The sequence below is a fragment of the Halorubrum trapanicum genome, from assembly GCF_017873555.1.
Classification (GTDB): Archaea; Halobacteriota; Halobacteria; order Halobacteriales; family Haloferacaceae; genus Halorubrum; species Halorubrum trapanicum.
Window position 1 is genome coordinate 24,939 of record NZ_JAGGKE010000006.1, and the last position, 21,464, is coordinate 46,402.

Below are 21,464 nucleotides of genomic sequence, written 5' to 3' on the forward strand. Positions count from 1 at the left end.
CGTTTCTCGGATTGAACTGTTCGATTTGACTCCTTCACCCTGACGTGTTCCAACACGACGCCAGACGACGACGATCACGCGCATGATCAGCCGACGACAACATCTTTTCCGAATCGGCGCGACGGCGAGCATTCTCGTCTCGGGATGTCTCGGTGGCGACGACAGGGAACTGCCCGGGATGGACTCTGATGGAGATTCACAGCCCCGCGAGGTCGTCATCACGTACGACGAGGCGCTCACCGCTCGCAACGACGCCGTAGCTGCGCGCGACGAGGGGATCACGGCGTTCAACGAGAACGCGTACGCCGACGCGATCGACGCCATCGAGACCGCGCGCTCCGGCTGCGAAGACGCCGAGGACGGGTTCGCTGAGGCTGCCGACCTCGCAGCCGAAATCGAAGAAGAGACGGCGGCCGGAATCTGCGAGACCGCCGTCGACGAGACCGCGCTTCAGGCGGACGCCACCGACGCGGCGCTCTCGGCCGCACAGGCCGCTCGTGACGGCGCCGACGCGGAGACGATCAACGGTCACATCGAGCGGTTCCGGTCGCTCCGCGAGGACGCCGCAGCGCTTACGGTCGAGGACACGGACGCCGTCGCGAGCGCCCTCGGACTGGAGTGACTCGCGCACGAGGGCGAGCGGAATACCCGAATAATTATACTGGTTCGAACTAGTCACTCCGATAGCATGTGTGGGAGCATGAGCCGACGGCCGGTCTGGAGACTGCGTTCCGTTATCGACCCCGCCGATCCCCGAAGCGTCCGGACGGAGACGCGCTGATGTCGCACCCGACACCGATCGCTGGAGCGCTCAGCCTGATGCGTTCGTCGCCGGAGGTGCCGTGACGTGTCGCTCGACGACCAGCGGAAGTACACGCCGCCCGAGCAAGACGAGATATACGACCTGTTGAGCAACCACCGCCGGCGGTACGTGATCCACTTCTGTAAGCAGGCGGACGGCCCCGTGTCGCTCTCGGACCTCGCGGAGCGGGTCGCGGCGCGCGAGCAGGACAAGTCCGTCTCGGAGCTCACGTCGAGCGAGCGCAAGCGCGTGTACACCTCGCTCCAACAGACGCACCTCGATCGGCTGGCGGAGGCGGACATGGTGGAGTACGACGGCCGCGAGGTCGAACTCACCGAGAACGCCACCGAACTCGACGTCTACCTCGACGTCGTCCCCGAGGGGTCGATCCCGTGGGGGGTCTACTACTTGGGACTCTCGCTCCTCGCCGTCGTCGTCCTCGGCGGCGTCTGGATCGGGTTCGTCCCCACGGAGCCGGTCCCGGAACTCGGGTGGGCGGCCATCGTCGTCGCGGTGTTCTTGGCCTCCTCTGTCGCACAGGTGATACAGAACCGGCGGTACCGCCTCGGCGACATCGACGAACCGCCGTGAGCACCGCTGGCTGCGGCACGGGACCTTTCGGAGCCGGAGGCCTGCTCGCCGCCCGTCACCCACGAAAGCACAGCAATACTATACGTCCGCAGAACTAACTCTTCGTCCGAGAGACACCTGCTGATCGCAGATCAGCCCACCGACGACGGGGCGATACCGTCCCCGTGTGGCCGGTGACATCGGGCGAACGGACGCGAAAGACCAAACGGGGGTCAACATGGGACGAAAACGTCGACGCAGTCGGGGGGGCGAGAGCGGCCGCGTGAGCCGCCGGGCCGTCCTCGGTGTGCTGGTGGTCGGAGCGGGCGGCGCTGCCGGCGTCCAGAGTACCGGAGCCTTCTCGTCGGTCACCGGCAGCCGCCAGTTCAGCGTCGGCACCGCCGCCGACGAAAACGCCCTTCTCGGGATCGAGCCGGCCGCTCCCACCGGCGACACGGGCGAGACGGTACGGCTGTTCACGGTCACGAATCGGTTCGACGAAGCGCTCGTCCTCGACCGCGTCGGCGTGCGCTCGTCCGGATCGCTCGGGATCGGGCGGAGCGACCTCCAGATCGATCGGCGGACGCTCCAACCGGGCGGGACGACCGATATCGCCGCCGGACTTTCGTGTTCGTCGGACACCACCGACGACGTCGAGATCGCGATCCGCGCGGCGACGAGCGACCGCGATGAGTCGGTGGAACTGGTCCGGTCGACATCCGTCACGTGTGAAGCCGCCGCGTCCTGTCTCACCGGCCCGGAGATCGAACTGGAATCGGAGACGGTGCCCTGTATCGATGTCCACCTCCGAGGCGGCGGAGAAGTCGATATCGAGGCCGAGGGGAGTACCGTCGACGGCGACGCCGCGGTCACGCTCGGCGGCGGGGGAGAGGTCGCAGTCGGACTCGAAGGGAGCCGGATCCGCGGCGACCTCCGGATCGAGATCCGCGGCGGCGGGTCGGTCGACCTTTCGCTGGCGGACAGCGAGATCGACGGCGCGGTCCGGATCGACACGCCGGGCGGTGCCGAAGTCGAAGTCGAGATGGAGAATTCGACGATCGGCGGCGGCATCTCCATGAACCTCGGTGGCGGCGGCACGGTCGGTCTCTCGATGGAGGACAGCGAGATCGGCGACGACACCGAGATCACCACGGGCGGCGGCAGCGAAGTCGGCGTCGAGATGGAAGGGAGTCAGATCCGCGGCGACCTCGCCGTCGACTCCGGCGGCGGCAGCGAGGTCGAGGTCGAAACGGAAGACAGCGTGATCGAAGGTGACCGTCCCTGACGCCCGAGCCGGCGCGGAACGTGGCCGTCCGTCGGGCGCGGCGTCCTCAGAAGTCGAACTCGCGGAACTCGTCCATCGTCATGTCGGCGTAGTTGACGAGCCAGTCGCTCGCCGGCGAGTCCGGCCGGACGTAGAGGTACGCGAAGTCGCCGTCGAGGACCGTGCTCACTCCGAGCTGCTCGTCTTTGATAACGCGTTTGTTGGTGTCTATCGCGACATCGACTAACCCCTCCAAGTCGTCGACGAGGATCGTCGCCTCGTAGTCGCGTTCCGACGGGAACGTGCCGCGGGTTATCCACTCGGAGAACTCCTGTTCCTGCTGGTGGATATCCAGGATCTCGCGCTCCTCCGGCGAGACGGCGGCGTACCCGCTCCGTTGGGCGAAGACCAGTCCGGCAGCGCCGCCGATCCCGAGGAGGAAAAGCAGGATCGATCCGACCGTCTCGACCGTCCCCGGGTCCACCGCTCGCTCGACCGTCTCCGTCTGCTGGCCCGATTCGTCGACGGTGTTCATCTCCAGCACGCGGAACGTCTGTGGGTTGACCGTCATCGGCATCGTGCTCTCGTAGGCTTCGCTCACCGACTGCCCCGCCAGCGTCCCCTCGACGGACGACGCCGCGACGATCCGGATCTCTATCGTTCCGGCGGCGCCGAGCTGCCGTTCGATCGTCCGGATCGTCTCGAACACGGACTCGATCTCTACGGCCGCATCGACGGTGTGATTGTCCTCGTTCGTGACTCCGTCGTTTCGGCCGCTCGCCAGCGGCTCGGCGTACTGCCAGAGCACCGTGTCCCCCTCGACGCCGCGATACTGAAGCCGGACATCGGTGGTGACGTTCACCGAGCCGGTCTCGGCCGTGTGTTCGTACACGTACGTCACGTCGAGTTCTCTGGAGAGGTTCACGTAGTACACCGGTCGGTTTCGGACGCGCTCACCCTCTTCGAACACGAGGGAGTCGTTCGTGATCACCGTGCTGTGTTCGTACGCCGTCGACTCGCTCCACTGTTCGACGACGACCTCCTCGCGCTCGACGTCCTGCGTCGCGTGGACCTGATAGCTCCACCACCCGCCGATCGCGGCGAGGATGAGGAGCACGGCGAGGAAGACGCCGGACCACTTTTCGAGGAACGCGCGGATCCGAAGTGACTGATCGATGTCGCTCACGGCGGTGTCTCAGCGGGCGTTTTTCGGGGTGTCTCTGGTCGTTCTCCCGTCATCTATTCCACGTACGTCCCGGTCGAGTCCATCGAGACGACTTCGTCGAACAGGGGTTTGAGCGTATTGATCGCCTGCGGATCGCCTTCGAGCGGGTCGGCGTGAAAGTGCGCGACCGCGTCCGTCTTGGTGAACGTGCTGAGAAATACGTGGAGAAACCGGAACGCGTTTTTGACGTCTCTGTAGTTCAGCAGGACGTTCAGCGAGTCGTAGCAGACACGGATCTCCCGGTCGTCGGTCGACCAGCCCTGCGTAATCCTCGAGACGACGATCCCGAGCCGAGTGATGTCGTTCGGGTTGTTGATCTGTGTGGACTCGACCGTTCCGTCGGCGGCGGGGGGAACCGACTGCGCGTACCCGACGGAGATCACGTGGGTCCGGTGCCCTTCCGACGCGATGTCTTCCAGCCGCTCGCCGCCCATCGGCTGGTAGCGGACGAGCAGCACGTACGGGTCGCGGTCGCTCTCCCGCCCGAACAACAGCTCGTGACAGCCGTTCCGAGTCCGTTCAGACCGCGATTCGGACTGGACCAGCACGTTCGTTCCGGGATCGAGTCGTCTCCCGTCGAGGGCCGACTCGTCCTCGGCGAACCCGGACGCGTCCAGCCCTTCCGAGGTAGCGGTCGGTGAAGGCTCGGCCGACACGCTTCCGTCCGACGGAGATCGAGTCGCCTCGGTCATCGTGGAGGACTCCCCCGTCGCCGAGATCTCGTTCCAGATCCGACCGCTGGTCTCGTCCGTCCGGTCGTCCAAGCTCGGTTCCGTCCCCACTCCGGCCGCGTCGGTTCCGGTTCGCCCCGCGTCGTCCCTCGACGGATCGCCATCAGTTGAAATGTTTCCTACCGACCCGTCGTCCGTCGATTCGTCGTCTTCCGGCCCGTCGTTCCACAGCCGACCGCCTCCCTTCTGCCGGTCCGTGATGTCGCTCGCGCGCGGCTCAGGCGGGTCTCGCCCGACCGCGTTCCCGGACTCGTCGTTGCCGACCCACTCCCAGCGGTCCGTGTCGATATCCGGATCACTTGTCCGACCGCTCGCGTCGTCGCCGGTGTCGGGCGACTCGCCGTCACGCCGTCTATCCGGGCCGTTCTCCGATCGACCGGCGAACTCGTCGCCGAACTCTGAGGCGATGTCGCTGAACCTGCTGGCGCGATCGGACCGACTTCCGGAGCGCTCTCCGTCGGATCCGGTCATTGTCGGCGGGGCGTCTGGGGGCGAAGCTCGTTGCCCGTCACCGATGTGTGTCGGCGGTCATCCGTAGACGCGGTCCGCTGCCGGGATCGATAAGAGGGTTGCGGCAGTCGGTCGGACTTGGTTGAGACAGGGAGGCGACCGTGGTGTTCTGCCATCCTGATACTATTTACCAGACTAGTAGTTTCATATTATAAAACTATCGTAACCGAACGGGCTCTGGGTCGGATATCCCGGTTTTCTACGAAATCAGACGCTTTCAACCAACTTTTGATGGTACTCGATTCACATTGGTTCCGGGAACGGAAGACCACGAATTTAGTCGTGGTTTGACATCATCCCCACGCTGAAGTGCCAGGATTCCTCCGTTGGGGGTTCGGCTACCGATCCACGGAGGCAACTTGCGGGTTCGTGCGCACTTCTTTGGGACTGTCGTGAGGGTGGTTGCCCCGACCACTCGTGGTCGTCTCACTCGAATCGCACGGGCCGTGCCATCCTCCTGACACGGTATTGCTTCGCCGCAAGTTGGCGTCAACACCCAACTATTAAACGGACAAATACCGTAGCTTATCGGTGTAATGGGCACTCGGGACAGCGAAGGCGACACCGCGGCCGACGCCGACACCTTCCAGCAGTGGGTGAGACACACCGCGGAGTCCCGAGGGATGACAGAACACGAGCTCTTGAACCAACTCGTTTCCGCGTTCTGGGCCCTCGACGAGATGGGTGACATCGGTCTCGATTCCGCGTCCGCCCCGGAAAACGCTGAGTCCGGAACCGACCGGAAGTGGAAGCCCCCCCGAGATAGATCAGATGGCGATACAGCGCCATCCGGCACAGAGACAGTTGGCGGAGACGAGACGACGACGCCGAACTCGCCCGAGTCGGAGACGTCGGAACAGCTCGATCCGGACGACCTCGACCCTCAAGACGACCTCAGCCCGACGGAGGTCGAACTTACCAGGCGGGTCGCGGAGCTACGGCGACAGATCGCCGACCTCTCGCTCGACGTCGAACAGCAGCGGTCCAGACAGGAGGAGTTCACCGATCGGCTCTCCGACGACGTGACCCGGATTCACAGCGAGATTCAGTCGCTCGAATCCCGTGTGGATCAGGAGAACGGCGAGGTGACGGACCGAATTGACGCCGTCGAAGCGAGCCTTGAAGACGTTGAGGAAACTCAGGCCGAGTTCGAGACGTGGATAAACGAGGAGTTCGATCAGATTGAGGCCCTCTTCGAGCAGGTCCTCGGCACAGTCCGCGGGTTCGACGACCGGATCGAGGAACTTTCGACCACTGTCAACACCGTTTCCGACGCCGAGCAGGACCGCGAGGCCCTCGATACGGTCCGAAGACAGGCGATCCGGAAGGGAATCGACACCGGGCGGTGCGAGAACTGCGGTATGACCGTCGACCTGTCGATGCTGTCGGAGCCTTTGTGTCCCTCGTGCGATGAGCAGTTCTGGGACGTCGAAGACGCCGCCCTGTGGAACCCGTTTTCGAAACCGACACTCCGGACCGACGGTCGACCATCCCGGCCGTCCGACCGTGAGTGAACTTCTGCCGCCGGCGTGAGTTTTCAGCGTAGGAGACCGTCAAAACAGCGTTGCGGCCTCGATACCGGCCACCAGCTTGGTGACGTTGTACATCGACACGGCCGCGAACAGCGCGGACGGAACTCCGTATCCAACCAGGCGAACTACCGATGCGAGGTGGGCGTCCGCTCGGCGCGCACACACGGTGATGGAGGCGACTTCGGTGACCAGTGCGATCACGGCGATGACCGCGAAGGAGGTAACGAGGAGTCCGGTGGTGACCCCCATTCGGTGGAGCAGGAGCGCTACCATAGTGTTCGCCTCGTAGATCCCGGGAACGTACACGAGTCCGACCGCCGTCGTGGCCGCGTCAACCGCCTTCGTCGCGGTCAGTAGCGCGATCCCCGACACAGAGAGGAGGCTCCGTCTCGCGTTTCCGAACTGTTGGGAACCGACTGTCGACCGCGACCGCTCGGACGGCCTTCCTCCCCGTCTCTCCGCCCGACGCCCTCGGCGTTCACGCTCTTCCCGATCGTGCCAGGGCCTCTGTCCGCTCTGGGACCGATCCGGTCGATCCGCGCGCCGCGACATGGTGACGTTCCACAAGTAGTTTCAAAATATATAAACATATGCGACAGTTCAACTCGCACCAGTCGAGAGAACCACTTCGGAACCTCCGGATACCGGTCTCGGCCGAGCCTGGGGTTTCACCCCCGCTCGGCGTCGTCGCGCCACGAGTGCGCCGGCTCCCAGCCGAGCAGCCGCTTCCCTTCGAGCAGTCGAAGACCGACTCGTCGCCGTCGAGGTCGCACTCGGCGGGGAGTTCGCCGTGGACCGCCTCGATCGTCGCGGCGGTGTCGCGGCGATCGAGGCCGTTCTCCGCGCCGACGATCAACACCGCCTTGTGGCCCTCGACCGAGGCGTCGGGATCGATCGCGGCCTCGATCGCCGCGACCACGTCGCGCACGTCGACGGACGACCAGCAGTTGCCGCTCGGGTCGGCGGTCGCGGGGTCGAACGTCTCGCGCGCCTCGCGGCGCCGCTCGTCGCCGGGGTACGTGACCCACGAGAGGCGCAGTGAGACGGCGGCGACCCCGTGTCGGCGGGCGGCGGCGGCCGCGGTCTCCTCGCCGACCACCTTCGAGAGACCGTAGGAGTCTTCGGTTCCGTCGGCGTCTCCTCGTCGCTCGGGGGCACGCGGCGGTCGACGGCGACCACCTCGCGGCCCGCGTCGGCGAGCGCGTCGACCGTCCACGCGCCGACGCCGCCGGCGACGATCCGCGCCTCCGTCCGTGCGTTTCGATGCCTACGCCGAGGCCTCGTAGCCGGCGTCCTCGATGGCGGCCACGACGGCGTCGACGTCCACGTCGCCCTCGACGGTCGCGGTGCCCGCCTCGTGGTCGGCGCTGGCCGACTCGACGCCCGGAAGCTCCCCGAGCGCGTCGGTCACGTTGTCCTCACAGCCCGTACACGACATGCCGTCGACGTCTATCGTCGTCATGCGCGCTCGTTGGCGTCGCGGATACAACTGCCTTTCCGTCGCCCCCGCGGGCGACCGGTTTCTGGGCGCTTCGTGTCCGGCCGCTCTTCACGGGCGCTTCGTGTCCGGCCGCCCTTCTTGGATGGCCTCGGTTCGGCCGTCCGCCGCCCGGACGCCTTTTTGCCGCGCCGACCGAACGCCCGGCCATGCGCACCCTCGACGAGACGGACCGGGAGATCATTCGGCTGCTGTTGGCCGACGCGCGGCGCCCGTACAGCGACATCGCCGAGCGCGTGGACCTGTCGGCGCCCGCGGTGTCGGACCGGGTCGACCGCCTCCGCGAGGTGGGCGTGATAGAGGGGTTCACGCTCCGGATCGACGGCGACGCGCTCTCCGACGGGCTGCGGGTCCTCGCGACGCTCGCCGTCGCGCCCGCGGACGCCGAGCGCGTCCACGAGGCGGTCGCGGGCCACGAGCGCGTCGGGCACGCGTTCCTCACCGCCGACGGCGAGGTGACGGTCGTCGCGCGCGTCGAGGAGGGGACCGCCCGCGATCTCGTCGACGACGCGGTCGGGCTGGACGCCGTGCGCGACCTGTCGGTGCGCCCGCTCGACGCCCACGAGTGGTCGCCCGCGGTCGGCGACGCGGACCTCGCTATCGAGTGCGTCGAGTGCGGCAACACCGTCACCGCTGAGGGGGAGTCCGCTCGCATCGACGGGACGCTGTACCACTTCTGTTGCGGCTCCTGTCGGGCGAACTTCGAGGAGCGGTTCGACCGGATCGAGGAAGGGGCATAGCTGGCGGTGCCGGGTCTCGTCGCGGAGAGTAACGTACTTGAGTGCCCGCCGGTTAGCCGAACTCGCAGTCCCGTGGTGTAGTGGCCAATCATAATGGCCTTTGGAGGGAATCCGTCCGCGTCTGCGGCTCACGCGCGGCTGTCGGTCGTTCCTGCCGGAACGCCCGTCGGATGCCCGAAGTCAGCCATTGACGGCGGTTCGAATCCGCCCGGGACTATTCTCCGAACGAAGTGAGGACGAATAGTCCCGACCACGGATTCGAAGCAGGGAACGGAGCGAAGCGGAGTGACCGCGGTTCGAATCCGCCCGGGGCTATCCGCTGACCGAACCGACGGCCGCTCGTTCCACGGGTGGTTCCGCGAGCCTCTCCACTCTCCGACAGTCGGCGCCTCCACCGTCGAGTCCGAACCACCTATGTCATTTTTTACCATGCGGATCGTGGGTGTCTCATGGACATCTCCGAATACCGGGAGTCGGTCGCCGCGAACCGGCGCAAACACGGCTTCGGGGCGGTCGATGAGGGGACGGACGAGTTCGATCGGCTGTGGGCGATCCGCGAGACGGACGACACCCTCGGCGACGTGGCGGTGTTGGCGACGCTGGTCGAGGGTGAAGCGGTCGGTCCGGAGACGCTCGCCGAGACCGCGGCCTCGTTCCGCGACGTGCTCGCCGACAGGGTCGACCCCCGACCGGGGCGCGCCGACGGCGGCGAGGCGCCGACGCCGATCGGCTACGTGACCTTCGCGGTTCCGGACCCGGACGCGCCCCTGCTCGACGCGATGTCCGGGTTCACGGTCGCGAAGCGCCGGACGAACGTGTTCCCGCTCGTGTACGACGCCGAGGCGGAGCGCCTCCACCGCCACGAGGTGCCGCGGCTGAAGGGACGGGGGATCTACCGCCGACAGGCGGACGACGCCGAACGCCTCTTTGAGGTATAGGTCGCTAACCGTGGATCGGCGGCAAACGCCTCCAGATCCTCAGCCGATCGCTTATAAACCGACACCAGATCGACTACGAACACCTCCAAAGCCCCAGTCGCGAGGGTGCCGCACACTCGCTGCGCTCCTCGCTCGTTCGCTCCGCTCACTCACTGCGGTGCTTGCGTCGTCTGCGGCACCCTCGCGACTGCCCCTTTGAGTCCCACTCGACCGCGACCGCAGCCTCACGCCTCCCCAGCCTCGCGGTTCGCGCTCTTCGAGCGCTCACCGCGTCCCTCGCGCGTGCGACTCGCGCCCTGCGGGCGCTCGTCGGCACGCGCCACCGCATTGGTCTGAATAAGCGTAGCGCGGCTCGGCCGCTGTGTGGTTTAAAGTATTAAAAATCGAACCGCTCGCGCGCCGCTCAGACGAGCCGCGCCGCGATGCGCGCCGCGCCGTCCGCGGCCGCGGTCGCGGGCTCGTCGGGCGAGACGACCTCGACGTCGCGGTCGAGCGCCTCGCTGAGGCGCTTCTCGAACTCCTCGGTCAGCCCGGGGATGCACGCCATGCCGCCGGTGACGGCGAGGGGGCGCCCGAGCGCCAGCTGGTAGGGCTTCATGTGGTCGTTCGCGAGCTCGGGGAGGAACTCGTTGGCGACGACGTCGACCGCCTCGTCGATGTAGCGGTCGATCGGCTCCTGAACGCCGCGGTCGACGGTGAACTCGTGGCTCCCGCCGCCCGGCTGCTGGACCACGTCGGTGAACGGCTCGAAGTCGTACACGTCGCCGTGCTGCTCTTTGTACTCTCGGGCCGTCGTCCGGTCGATGTGGACCCGCCCCTGGGTCTCCTCCTCGACGGCGGCGACGATCCGGCGGTCGACCTCGTTGCCCGTCACCGAGCCGGTCGAGAACGGCGAGAGCTGCTCGCCGCGCCGGTAGGCGCACGCCTCCATCGTCGTCGAGCCGAGGTTCACCGAGACGAACACCTCGTCGATCGCGTCGAGGTCGTCGCCGTAGGCGGGGATCGCCCCGCACAGCGACTCGGGGTAGCTCCGCGTCTCAATCTGACCGATGGAGGAGCCTTCGATCACCGACTTGAGGTTCTCGACGCCCGCCTCGTTGTCGATGGTCGGCACCGCGTAGACGACCGCGCTGTCCTCGGGCACGTCGTGGGCGTCCACGACCGCCTCGAAGAAGCGCTCCGCGTCCGCGACGCTGTCGTCGTCCTCGGGGAGTCCCGAGCGCAGCATGAAGCGCACGCGGTCGGGGTACTCGACCGCGGCCTCCTCGCCGAACAGCACCTTCTCCTCGCCGGTGATGGCGTCCTCGTAGGTCGCCAGGCAGGTCAGCACCGAGTGGCGCTCGCGGCCGCCCCGTCCGTCGGGGACGTCGAGCACCGTCCGAGTGCTGCCCAGTTTCACGCCGACCGCTGCCGATTCGTCCGATTCGTTGATATCCGTGGATTCGTCGTCGCTCATTGGTCACTCGCACACGAAGCGATCCGGACGATGGAGACGAGGCTGATCCGGTGGTCCGCGGGCGTGAACGGTCGGTCGCGCGTCGGGGCGTCGAACCCCTCCAGGCGGCGCGTCAGCGCCGCGACCGCGTCGTCGCCGACCCAGTCGAGTTCGGCGTAGTAGGACAGCGCGTCCCGGCTCCGCAGGTGGCCGCCGACGTCGACGAGGTAGCCGAGCCACTCGCCGATCTCGCGTTCCGCCGCGGGCGACGCCGGGATCGCCGTCAGGTACGGCCGATCCCCGCTGTCGCCCCCGTTCAACCGCTCACCACGCTGACGCTGGAGCAGCTCCGTGAACGCCGCCGAGCGCGCCGCCTGCTCGGCTCGGTTCCGGTTCGGCCGCCGGAGCGCCCGCTCCCGAGGCGCTCCGTCTCCGTCGGTTCGCGGCGCGTCCGCGATCCGGCGCAGCTCCCGTACGTCGTACCGTCGTGGATTCAGACTCATGTTCCGTCCGTCGTTCGCGTCCGTACCCGAACCCTCACGGCGGGGTCATATGATAGTTGGCCTTCAGTTATCAGCGGTGAGAAACAACCGACGGGGGACCGTCCGCGTTACCGATCGTCCGCCTCCGCCCACGGGAGCGGCTCGGTACACCAGTGACAGAAGTCGAGGTCGGCGTCGGTCTCCTTGCCGCAGTTGGGACACGCCACTTCCAGCGTCTCGCCGTCCTTCCCGCTAATGGCCGCACTCGGGGGAATTTGGTCGCCTCCTGGGGCGTCGTCGCCGTCCGCGCTCGCGACGCGGCGCCGCATCGCCTCGGCGGCGGCGTCGGCCCGCTCGCGCTCCGCGATGTCCGCCCGCCCGACGAGGAACGCGTCGAGCGCCGACAGCGCGAACAGAAGCGCGACGGGGAGCGCAACGTCGGTCGGGATCGCCGCCGACACCGCCGCGGGGTCGGCGAACGGGTCGACCGGCTCGACGTCGTACAGCGCGAACAGCGCGACGCCGCCGCCGACGATCGTCAGGTGCCACAGCAGCGCCCGTCCCCACCGGCGCAGCGTGAGGTGGCCCAGCCCCGGGAGCACCAGCGCGAGCACGGCGGCGAGGACGGGACGCAACTGGCTTCGCATACGGCCCGAGTTCGGTCGGCCGGTATTTAGGCCTGCGGTGTCGTCCCGAGCGTCCGGCACATCCCGTCGCGCCCGCACCCGCGTCGCGTCCGCACTCCGCTTCCCGCCCGCACCCGCGTCCGTTCGTCCCGGATAACAACCGTTAATCGCGGCCCGCTCGTCGGCCGCCACATGAGCAGCCAGCGGGCGACCGCGTTCGTCCCGGGTCACGTCACCGCCTTCTTCAGCGCACACCCCGCCGACGACCCGGTCGTCGCCGGATCGCGCGGCGCGGGCGTGACCCTCACCGACGGCGTGACCGTCCGGGTGTCGGCGGGCGACGATCCCGGAAGTCCGGGGACCGGGTCCCGTACGATCGACGGGGAGACCGGATCGATCGGCGCGGTCGACGACGTGCTCGACGAACTGGACGCCGCCGCGGCCGGCGTCGCGGTCGAGACCGACCTCCCGATCGGCGCCGGCTTCGGCGTCTCCGGCGCGGCGGCGCTGGGGACCGCCCTCGCCGCGAACGCGGCGTTCGACCGCCGCCGCTCCGAGAACGAGCTGATTCGGATCGCCCACGCCGCGGAGGTCGCCCGCGGGACCGGTCTCGGCGACGTCGTCGCGCAGGCTCGCGGCGGGGTCCCCGTCCGACTCGAACCCGGCGCGCCGGGCGTCGGCGAACTCGACGGCGTGCCGGCGACCGCGCGCGTCGAGTACGTCACGTTCGGCGAACTGTCGACCGAGGTGGTGTTAGGCGGGGACACGGCGGCCCTCTCCGCGGCCGGGGAGGCGGCGCTCGATCGGCTCCGGGCGGACCCGCGGCTCCCGACGCTGATGGACGCGGCCCGCGAGTTCGCCAGCGAGGCTGACCTCCTCGTCCCCGAGGTCGCGGAGGCGATCACCGCGGTCGACGAGTCGCCCGAGGAACCCGACGACCCCGGTGCCGCGATGGCGATGCTCGGCCGCACCGTCTTCGCGCTCGGGACCGGGCTCTCCGACGCGGGCTACGATCCCGAGGGCTGTCGGATCGACGCCGCCGGCGCGCGGCTCGTCGGCGAGCGCGGCCGGGAGTAAGGACTTTGCGCGTTCGGCCGGAGTAACCTATATGCCCGAATCGCTCCGCTCGTTCTTCGACGAGCTCGAGGCGCCGGACCGGCACCTCGTCCTGTTGAACCGGTCGTCGCCGGACCCGGTCCGAAACCTGCTGGAGTCCTTGCTCGACGGCCAGCCCGTCTCGGTCAGCGAGGCCGAGGCCGACGCCGCGGCGGACGACGATGTGGTCGCCCTCGTCGAGAACGGGTCGGTCGTCGCGCGCTCTCCCCTCGACGAACTGCTCGAATCGGTGCTGCTCATCAACTCCGACCTGTACAAGACCGGCGGGATCGAACTCGACGAGGTCGCGCTCCCCGACGTGTTCGAAGGGCTGGACGAGGTCCCGTTTCGGGTCCGCGGCTATCCCGCCTCGAACAAGGAGAAGCTCCTCCTCATCATCATCTCGCGCGTGATAGAGCGGATCGCGGTCGAACACGGTACCGGAACGCTGCGCGCCTCCTTCCAGCGGCTCTCGCGGATCGACGACGAGCGCGGCACCCGGTCGGTGTACGAGCGCGTCGCCGGGACCGGCGTCGACGTCCACGTGTACGGCGTCGGGGACGCGGATTCGCTCTCGGGGCTTCCGGTCACCGTCCACACCGGGACCTCCTACCCGTATCAGCGGTCGTGGTTCGTCGTGTTCACGCCGCCCGACGGCGGCGACGGCGACCACGTCGCGCTGCTCGCGATCGAAGACGAGCCGAACGTCTGGGACGGCTTCTGGACGTTCCGTCCGGAGCTCGTGACGCGGATCGAGCGGTACATCGCCGAGGAGGTCTGAGGCGAGGACGACTCTAAGAGTTGCCGGGTCGGTGCTACCGAGAGTGCGGCTGGTCGCCTGGTGAGAGAGTCTGCCAGTCGATACTATTTATAGAGACTAGAAGGCGAATACACCCGCCTTCAGGCAGGTGATGAAGCCGACATGATGGGAAGCAGTCCACTAGTCGAATGTCTCTCCCGAGTTTCACAGACGGAGATTTAACCGACAGGCCGCTCTATACGGAGCTAGGAATCGGTCGGAACGGAGCGGATTCCGAACCGTCCTTCGGAGGTCGTTCGAGAGAGCGAAACTCTCTCGTGATGACGAAAATCTTCGATTTTCGAACCACGGCCTGTCCGCCCGCGTAACGAGGCAGTATCTGAAAGGGCAGTTGGTGAACGCTACATCCTCGAAGGGTGTGTCTGTGCCGACTGCTCGAAGCGAGTCAGACGATACCCCCCACTCCGGTGATGCCTGCCAGCGTCCCCGTGGCAAAAACAACACTGGGACGCCGTACACGGTCGAGGATAGGGGTAACGGCCAGTTGGCATGGCCAGCAGTCCACCAGTCCGACACTATGGGACTACCCGTGCCCGAAAGGTCTGGTAGTCAACTGACTGGACTGTAAACCTGAAACTCCCACCGCTCGGGATTCCTCCGCGTTTACGCGGAGGAGGATGTCAAATTAGCGGGAGTATGCCTCGCGTCACCGTCGATGGTCGGGTCACTATTCCGGAGTCTATTCGGCGGGAGCTCGGAATCGAACCCGGAGACAAAGTCGTATTCGAACGGGTCGATTCCGAGTACCGGCTCCGAAAACGGGGTATCGGAACCGAAGCCCCAGAAGATCCCTTCGAGAAATATCGCGGAAGCGCCCGGAGCGATGACAGGACACCGGATCGGATGCGCCGGCTCCGCGATGAGTATCCGCGTGACGTGGACCGCACTTCCACGGGTAACGAATTTCCAGACACCGATGGAACGTGAATACCGATTTATAACTAGATGAAGCGGTGGCGCGTGCCTGCGAGCGGCCGCCTCCGGCGGCCGCGAGGAGCACGCGCGAGGTCGTCGGGCGAAGCCCGACTGCCAGAGGGACCTTCGGTCCCTCGCTGGACGCGGCGAACGCGAGCGGCGCAGCCGCGAAGCGTGAGTCGCGAGGCTGGGGAGACGTGAGGTGCGGTGCTGTGCGGTGCCGTGCGGGGCGGGGCGGGACTCAAAGGGGCAGTCGGGAGGCAGGCACAGGCGACGTAAGTAGCGTGGCGCTACGCGCCACGGAAAGCCGGCGGCAAAGCCGCCGGCGACACCGCAACGAGGGAGCGAACGCAGTGAGCGACCGAGTGAAGCGCGCAGCGAGCGTGCGCCTGCCTCCCGACTGGGGCTTTGGCGGTGTTCGCCGACGACTTGGTAACAGCCATTTATAAGCGAACGGCAAGGGCGAGGAAGACACTCCCCACCGTCTCCGCACTCGAAACGTATCTGCGGCCGCCGACGAACAAAGCTTTACCGCGTCGCCCGCCTATCTCCGGCAAATGGTACTCGACGACCTCGGCACGTCCCTGCGGAGCAGCCTCGACAAGCTCCAGGGGAAGTCCCGACTCTCCGAGAGCGACGTCGAGGAGATCGTCAAGGAGATCCAGCGCTCGCTCCTCTCCGCCGACGTCGACGTCGCCCTCGTGATGGAGCTGTCGGACTCGATCAAGTCCCGCGCGCTCGAAGAGGAACCGCCGGGCGGCACCACGGCGAAGGACCACGTCCTCCGGATCGTCTACGAGGAGATGGTCGAACTGGTCGGCGACTCCACGGAACTCCCCCTCGAAAACCAGACGATCCTGCTCGCCGGGCTTCAGGGGTCCGGGAAGACCACCTCCGCGGCGAAGATGGCGTGGTGGTTCTCGAAGAAGGGACTCCGCCCCGCCGTCATCCAGACCGACACGTTCCGGCCGGGCGCGTACGACCAGGCCAAACAGATGTGCGAGCGCGCCGAGGTCGAGTTCTACGGCAACCCCGACAACGACGACCCGGTCGACATCGCCCGGACGGGGCTGGAAGAGACCGAAGACGCCGACGTTCATATCGTCGACACGGCCGGGCGCCACGCGCTCGAAGACGACCTCATCGCCGAGATCGAGGAGATCGAGGGCGTCGTCGACCCCGACCGTTCGCTGCTCGTGCTCGACGCTGCGATCGGGCAGGGCGCGAAAGAGCAGGCCCGCCAGTTCGAGGAGTCCATCGGTATCGAGGGCGTGATGATCACCAAGCTCGACGGGACCGCGAAGGGCGGGGGCGCGCTGACCGCGGTCAACGAGACCGACTCCTCTATCGCCTTCCTCGGCACCGGCGAGACCGTTCAGGACATCGAGCGGTTCGAGCCGTCGGGGTTCATCTCCCGGCTGCTCGGGATGGGCGACCTGAAACAGCTCTCCGAGCGCGTCGAGCGCGCGATGCAGGAGACCCAAGAGGAGGACGACGACTGGGACCCCGAGGACATGCTTCAGGGGGAGTTCACCCTGAAGGATATGAAACGCCAGATGGACGCGATGAACAAGATGGGACCGCTCGATCAGGTGATGGACATGATCCCCGGGCTGGGCGGCGGGATGATGGACGAGCTGCCCGACGACGCGATGGACGTCACCCAAGACCGGATGCGCCGGTTCGAGCGCATCATGGACTCGATGACCGAGGAGGAGCTGGAGAACCCACGCGTCGTCGGCCAGTCCCGAGTCGAGCGCATCGCCCGCGGCTCCGGCACCGACGAGGAGACGGTCCAGCAGCTCTTAGAGCAGCACTCGATGATGGAGGAGACGATCGGCCAGTTCCAGGGGATGGGCGAAGGTGACATGCAGCGCATGATGAAGAAGATGGGCGGTGAGGGCGGCGGCGGTCTCGGCGACATGATGGGCGGCGGCAAGGGACCGTTCTGAATAGCGTACTGTCCGCGGATTGATTGTCCGTTTTTCCGTGACCGCGCGGTGCTCGGTGGTACTGGATCTCGAAGCTCTAGCCGCTTATTTATAAGTCGTCACCCTCGCGGCGACGGTGAATCCTTCCAACTCCCCAGCCGCTCACCTATAAATCGGTGACTGTGACTCGGCGGGGAACTCCTTCAAAGCCCCAGCCGCGAGGACTCGCGCGGCTTGCTGCGCTCCTCGTCACTCGCTGCGCTCGTTCCTGTGGTGCTTGCTGCGCCGTGCTTCGCCCTCGCGACTGCCCCTTTGAGTTCCACCCCGCACAGCAACCGCGCCTCACACCTCCCCAGCCTCGCCGCTCGCTCCCTCCGGTCGCTCACGGCGTCCCTCGCGCGTGCTGTCTCGCGGCCTGTCGGCCGCTCGCAGGCACGCGCCACCGCGGAAAAGTCAGAGATGACGAGATCGATCCCTACCGGCAGCAGTCGAGCGCTTCAGGTCCTTTATACGGGTGACCGGGCTACGGCTTGGCGATGGACCGCGACCGGATCGGCGAGTACGACGCCTTGATCCTCGTCTCGCTGATCTGGTTCCTCGGGAAGTTCGTCCGCTACCTCTTCCCGCCGCTGTTCGAGTCGATCCAGGGCGCCTACGGCGTGAGCAACGCCACCGTCGGGACCGCCTTCACCGGCTTCATGCTCGTGTACGCGCTCCTCCAGTTCCCGAGCGGGGCGGTCGCGGACCGGCTCGGTCCGGTGCGGGTAATCGTCGCGGGCGCGCTCGTCGCCGGCGCGGGGTCGCTCGCGGTCGTCTTCGACGCGCCCTTCGCCGCCCTCGTCGCGGCGATGCTCGTCGTCGGCGCCGGGACGGGCGTCCACAAGACCGTCTCGGTGCGGCTGATCGCCCGCGTCTACCCCGCTCGAACCGGGCGGATGCTCGGCGCGCACGACACCCTCGGCGCGATGGGCGGGGTCGCCGCGCCCGCGGTCGTCGTGGCGGTCCTCTCGGCGCCGCCCGCGCTCGCGGCCGTCCTCGCGTCCCTCCCCGGCGCCGACTGGCGCGCGCCGTTCCTGCTCACCGGCGTCCTCGCGGTCGGTCTCGCGGTCGCGACCGCGGTCCGGCTCTCCGGGTCGCCCGCGGCGACTGGGGGAACCGACGCCGACGGCGACGACTCGCCGGGGGCGCGCGAGTACTTCCGCTTGTTCCGGAAGCCGCGCTTTACGGCGTTCGTGCTGGTGACCGTCGGATTCTCGTTCGCGCACAACGGCCTCGTCGCGTTCCTCCCGCTGTACCTCTCGGAGGCCGCCGAACTCCCGACGTCGACCGCGAACCTGCTGTACTCGCTCGTCTTCGCGGTGACGTTCGTCCAGCTGGTCACCGGCGACCTCTCCGACCGCGTCGGCCGTTTCCCCGTGATGGTCGCGACGCTCGGGCTGGCGGCGGTGGCGCTCGTCGCGCTCGTCTCGCTCCCCGGTCTCGGTGGCGGCGCCGTCGCGGCCGCGGTCGTCGTCGCCGCGTTCGGACTCGGCTCGCACGGCTTCCAACCCGTGCGCAGCGCCTACCTGATGGAACTGCTCCCGGAGCGGCTCGCCGGCGGAGGGTTGGGCGTCGTCCGCACGCTGCTCATGGGCGCCGGCGCGCTCGCGCCGAGCGCGGTTGGCGTCGTCGCCGACGCGGTCGGCTTCCGGCCCGCGTTCGCGCTGCTCGCCGGGTCGATGGGACTCGCGGCGGTCGTCGCGGCCGGACTCTGGGTGACGGAGCGTTCCGCTCGCGGGGGAAGTTCCCCGTCGACCTAAGTGGGACGCCGACGAACGGCGACCGATGAGCCGGAACGACGAGGTCGCGACGCGGCTGGAGGAGTTCGCCGACCTCCTCGAAGCCACGGGCGTCGAGTACAAGCCGACCGCCTACCGACGGGCGGCCGAGAACGTCCGCGAGCACCCCGCGCCGATCGAGGAGCTCGCGGCCGAGGGCGAGGACGCGGTCGCCGAGATCGACCGCGTCGGCGACGCCATCGCCGCGAAGATAGTCGAGTACGTCGAGACCGGCGAGATCGAGGAGCTGACCGACCTCCGCGAGGAGCTACCGGTCGACATGGCGGGGCTGACCGCGGTCGAGGGGGTCGGCCCGAAGACGGTCGGTTCGCTGTACGACGCGCTCGGCGTCACCGACCTCGACGAGCTGGAGGCCGCCGCGAAGGCGGGGGAGATCCAAGAGGTCTCCGGCTTCGGCGCGGTGACGGAACAGAACATCCTCGACAACGTTCCCTTCGCGCGGGAGTCCCGCGAGCGGACCCGCCTCGGCGACGCCCGCCCGGTCGCGGACGACGCGCTCGCGTCCCTCGCGGACCTCGATTCGGTCCGGTCGGCCGAGGTGTGCGGGTCGATCCGCCGGTGGAAACCGACGATCGGCGACGTCGACCTGCTCGTCGCCAGCGAGGAGCGCGACCCGATCGTCGAGGCGTTCACCGATTGGGACGCCGCGGACGCGACGATCGAGGCGGGCACCGGGAAGGCGAGCGTGCGCGCGGACGGCACCCGCGTCGACCTCCGGATCGTCGACCCCGACGAGTTCGGCGCCGCGCTCCAGTACTTCACCGGGTCGCGCGCGCACAACGTCGCGGTCCGCAACCGGGCGATCGACCGCGACCTCAAGCTGAACGAGTACGGGCTGTTCGACGTGAGCGACGTGGAGGGCGAAGCCGCCGCCGGAGATGGTGACGAGGCCGACGTCGAGGCCGCGGAACCCGACGCCACCCGCGTCGGCGACCGGGTCGCCGGCGAGGACGAGGACGGGGTCTACCGCGCGCTCGACTTGGACCCCATCCCGCCCGAACTGCGCGAGGACCGCGGCGAGGTCGAGGCGGCCGCCGAGGGGCGGCTCCCGTTCCTCGTCGAGCCGGGCGACCTCCGGGGGGATCTCCACACGCACACCGACTGGTCCGACGGCGCCTTCTCGATCGCGGAGATGGCCACGGCGGCCGACGAGCGCGGGTACGACTACCACGTCGTCACCGACCACGCGACCGGGCCGGGGATGGTCGGCGGGGTCGGTCTCGACGAGTCCGACATCGAGGAGCAGGCCGCGGCGATCGCGGAGGCGGCCGAGGAGGTGGACATCCCGATCTTCCACGGGATCGAGGCGAACATCGACGCCGACGGCGGCCTCTCGACCGACGACGAGACGCTCGCCGCCCTCGACCTGGTCGTCGCGTCGCCCCACGCCGCGCTCGGGCAGGACCGGGAGGAGGCCACCGAGCGTCTGATCCGGGCGGTCGAACACCCGCACGTCGATGTCCTCGGCCACCCGACCGGCCGCCTCATCAACGAGCGCCCGGGACTCGACCCGGACATCGAAGCGATCGCGGCGGCCGCGTCGTCGTCCGGCACCGCCATCGAGGTGAACGCCAATCCCGCCCGGCTCGACGCCGACGGCGAGTTCGTCCGGGCCGCGGTCGAGGCGGGCGCGCCGATCGCCGTCAACACCGACGCGCACGCGCCCCGCGAACTCGACAACGCCCGGTACGGGGTTCACACCGCGCGGCGGGGCTGGGCCGAGACGTCGAACGTGCTCAACGCGCGCTCGCTCAACGGGCTTCGGTCGTTCGTCCTGTGACGGCGGACCGACCTCGGACGCCGCCCGCCCGAGCGTAACCGGTTTGCCCGCCCGCCGTCTACTTCCCGTCAATGGAACGCGAACGGGCCGTCGATCGCTTGGAGTCGCTCGTCGACCGCGTCGCGGGCGAGCCGATGCCGGTGCCCGTCCGCGAGGTGTGGGCGTTCGGCGACGTCGCGCTCGGGCTGGACCCGGTCGACCGGCTCGACGTCTACCTCACGAAGGACGTGATCATGGGCGGCGACAGCGAGGCGGCCGCCGCGTTCGAGTCCGAGTACGGCGTGAAAGGCGTGGGGACCACGGTCGACGCCGCGTGGGCCGAGGCTAATCCGGACCGCGTGCGGACGAGCGACAACGGGTACGCGGCCCCCGAGAAGTGTCTCGCGGCCGAGCTGGTCGATGATGACGAGCCGATCCACCTCGAGGTGTGTAACGCGGGCTTCGAGGACAACGTCCGCCAGCGCCTGAAGGGGGCGCTCGCCCGCGACGCCTACGAGGAGGTGCTCGACCCCCGCGGGGTCTGTCTGTGGGTCGACGGCGAGCGCGACGAGGAGGCGTTCGACCGCCTCCGCGAGGCCTCCCTCGCGATGCCGACGCTGCCCGCCGCGCTCGGGATGCTCGGCGCCGACGAGGACGCCGCGAACGAGGCCGCCGACGTGCTCACACAGCGGCGCGCCGAGCAGGAGGGGGCGTCGGTGCGCGGCGACATGATCTGAGTCCGGACGCGCTTCC

At 68.1% G+C, this 21,464-nt stretch carries 21 protein-coding genes, 1 tRNA gene and 1 pseudogene; 14 read left to right on the forward strand and 9 right to left on the reverse strand.

Annotated elements, in window-relative coordinates; all coding sequences use genetic code 11:
* Positions 1-82 precede the first annotated feature (82 nt).
* The 3 genes from J2744_RS08095 to J2744_RS08105 all read left to right on the forward strand — a co-directional run bounded on the left by J2744_RS08095 (position 83) and on the right by J2744_RS08105 (position 2,657).
* Positions 83-622, forward strand: a complete 540-nt coding sequence (locus J2744_RS08095; RefSeq protein WP_209546502.1) for a hypothetical protein — start codon at positions 83-85, stop codon at positions 620-622.
* A gap of 225 nt (positions 623-847) precedes the next feature.
* Positions 848-1,393 (forward strand): DUF7344 domain-containing protein, encoded by a 546-nt coding sequence (locus J2744_RS08100; protein ID WP_209546504.1) that lies wholly within the window; start codon positions 848-850, stop codon positions 1,391-1,393.
* Positions 1,394-1,655: 262 nt separating this feature from the next.
* Entirely contained in the window at positions 1,656-2,657 is a 1,002-nt protein-coding gene (locus J2744_RS08105) for a hypothetical protein (RefSeq protein ID WP_209546507.1), read from the forward strand.
* Between the two features lie 46 nt (positions 2,658-2,703).
* On the opposite strand, the gene J2744_RS15490 is transcribed toward J2744_RS08105, so the two are convergent.
* From J2744_RS15490 to J2744_RS08120, 3 genes and pseudogenes are all read right to left on the reverse strand, one after another.
* Complete coding sequence (locus J2744_RS15490) at positions 2,704-3,822, reverse strand: DUF5305 domain-containing protein (RefSeq protein WP_209546509.1); 1,119 nt, start codon at positions 3,820-3,822, stop codon at positions 2,704-2,706.
* A gap of 53 nt (positions 3,823-3,875) precedes the next feature.
* Entirely contained in the window at positions 3,876-5,063 is a 1,188-nt protein-coding gene (locus J2744_RS08115; RefSeq protein ID WP_209546511.1) for a DUF7504 family protein, read from the reverse strand.
* A gap of 377 nt (positions 5,064-5,440) precedes the next feature.
* Positions 5,441-5,564, reverse strand: a pseudogene (locus tag J2744_RS08120) (RNA-guided endonuclease TnpB family protein); the annotation flags it as partial.
* Between the two features lie 74 nt (positions 5,565-5,638).
* Here J2744_RS08120 and J2744_RS08125 point away from each other — a divergent pair.
* A complete protein-coding gene (locus J2744_RS08125; RefSeq protein ID WP_209546513.1) occupies positions 5,639-6,616 on the forward strand; it encodes a coiled-coil domain-containing protein in 978 nt (325 codons plus the stop codon).
* 39 nt (positions 6,617-6,655) lie between these two features.
* Here J2744_RS08125 and J2744_RS08130 read toward each other — a convergent pair whose 3' ends face one another.
* From J2744_RS08130 to J2744_RS08140, 3 genes are all read right to left on the reverse strand, one after another.
* Entirely contained in the window at positions 6,656-7,006 is a 351-nt protein-coding gene (locus J2744_RS08130) for a hypothetical protein (protein ID WP_245203273.1), read from the reverse strand.
* 106 nt (positions 7,007-7,112) lie between these two features.
* Positions 7,113-7,850: an NAD-dependent epimerase/dehydratase family protein gene (locus J2744_RS08135; protein WP_245203274.1), complete on the reverse strand. Its 738-nt coding sequence runs from the start codon at positions 7,848-7,850 to the stop codon at positions 7,113-7,115.
* Between the two features lie 51 nt (positions 7,851-7,901).
* On the reverse strand, positions 7,902-8,096 hold the full coding sequence (locus J2744_RS08140) for a heavy-metal-associated domain-containing protein (protein WP_007344879.1): 195 nt from the start codon (positions 8,094-8,096) through the stop codon (positions 7,902-7,904).
* 185 nt (positions 8,097-8,281) lie between these two features.
* Here J2744_RS08140 and J2744_RS08145 point away from each other — a divergent pair, with 185 nt between their 5' ends.
* The 3 genes from J2744_RS08145 to J2744_RS08155 all read left to right on the forward strand — a co-directional run bounded on the left by J2744_RS08145 (position 8,282) and on the right by J2744_RS08155 (position 9,810).
* The gene (locus J2744_RS08145) at positions 8,282-8,872 is read left to right on the forward strand and encodes an AsnC family transcriptional regulator (RefSeq protein ID WP_209546517.1); all 591 of its coding nucleotides are present in this window, start codon (positions 8,282-8,284) and stop codon (positions 8,870-8,872) included.
* A 66-nt stretch (positions 8,873-8,938) separates the two neighbouring features.
* Positions 8,939-9,089 (forward strand) — tRNA-Gln (locus tag J2744_RS08150).
* Between the two features lie 232 nt (positions 9,090-9,321).
* Entirely contained in the window at positions 9,322-9,810 is a 489-nt protein-coding gene (locus J2744_RS08155; protein ID WP_209546519.1) for a hypothetical protein, read from the forward strand.
* Between the two features lie 403 nt (positions 9,811-10,213).
* On the opposite strand, the gene J2744_RS08160 is transcribed toward J2744_RS08155, so the two are convergent.
* The 3 genes from J2744_RS08160 to J2744_RS08170 all read right to left on the reverse strand — a co-directional run bounded on the left by J2744_RS08160 (position 10,214) and on the right by J2744_RS08170 (position 12,374).
* Positions 10,214-11,266, reverse strand: coding sequence for a cell division protein FtsA (locus J2744_RS08160; RefSeq protein ID WP_209546521.1), 1,053 nt, complete (start codon positions 11,264-11,266; stop codon positions 10,214-10,216).
* Positions 11,263-11,748 (reverse strand): FlaD/FlaE family flagellar protein, encoded by a 486-nt coding sequence (locus J2744_RS08165; protein ID WP_209546523.1) that lies wholly within the window; start codon positions 11,746-11,748, stop codon positions 11,263-11,265. Before J2744_RS08165 ends, J2744_RS08160 begins: the two co-directional genes overlap by 4 nt.
* 107 nt (positions 11,749-11,855) lie before the next feature.
* Positions 11,856-12,374: a zinc ribbon domain-containing protein gene (locus J2744_RS08170; RefSeq protein ID WP_209546525.1), complete on the reverse strand. Its 519-nt coding sequence runs from the start codon at positions 12,372-12,374 to the stop codon at positions 11,856-11,858.
* A 171-nt stretch (positions 12,375-12,545) separates the two neighbouring features.
* Here J2744_RS08170 and J2744_RS08175 point away from each other — a divergent pair, with 171 nt between their 5' ends.
* The 7 genes from J2744_RS08175 to J2744_RS08205 all read left to right on the forward strand — a co-directional run bounded on the left by J2744_RS08175 (position 12,546) and on the right by J2744_RS08205 (position 21,448).
* Positions 12,546-13,430 (forward strand): pantoate kinase, encoded by an 885-nt coding sequence (locus tag J2744_RS08175; RefSeq protein ID WP_209546527.1) that lies wholly within the window; start codon positions 12,546-12,548, stop codon positions 13,428-13,430.
* A 31-nt stretch (positions 13,431-13,461) separates the two neighbouring features.
* Complete coding sequence (locus tag J2744_RS08180; protein WP_209546529.1) at positions 13,462-14,229, forward strand: DICT sensory domain-containing protein; 768 nt, start codon at positions 13,462-13,464, stop codon at positions 14,227-14,229.
* A gap of 675 nt (positions 14,230-14,904) precedes the next feature.
* On the forward strand, positions 14,905-15,195 hold the full coding sequence (locus J2744_RS08185) for an AbrB/MazE/SpoVT family DNA-binding domain-containing protein (RefSeq protein ID WP_209546531.1): 291 nt from the start codon (positions 14,905-14,907) through the stop codon (positions 15,193-15,195).
* A 545-nt stretch (positions 15,196-15,740) separates the two neighbouring features.
* Positions 15,741-17,135 carry a signal recognition particle protein Srp54 gene (locus tag J2744_RS08190; protein ID WP_209546533.1) on the forward strand — a complete coding sequence of 465 codons (1,395 nt, stop codon included), beginning with the start codon at positions 15,741-15,743 and terminating at the stop codon, positions 17,133-17,135.
* Between the two features lie 515 nt (positions 17,136-17,650).
* Complete coding sequence (locus J2744_RS08195) at positions 17,651-18,913, forward strand: MFS transporter (RefSeq protein WP_209546535.1); 1,263 nt, start codon at positions 17,651-17,653, stop codon at positions 18,911-18,913.
* Between the two features lie 25 nt (positions 18,914-18,938).
* Positions 18,939-20,732: a DNA polymerase/3'-5' exonuclease PolX gene (gene polX / locus J2744_RS08200; protein ID WP_209546537.1), complete on the forward strand. Its 1,794-nt coding sequence runs from the start codon at positions 18,939-18,941 to the stop codon at positions 20,730-20,732.
* Between the two features lie 71 nt (positions 20,733-20,803).
* The gene (locus tag J2744_RS08205; RefSeq protein ID WP_209546539.1) at positions 20,804-21,448 is read left to right on the forward strand and encodes a DUF7095 family protein; all 645 of its coding nucleotides are present in this window, start codon (positions 20,804-20,806) and stop codon (positions 21,446-21,448) included.
* Positions 21,449-21,464: the final 16 nt, after the last annotated feature.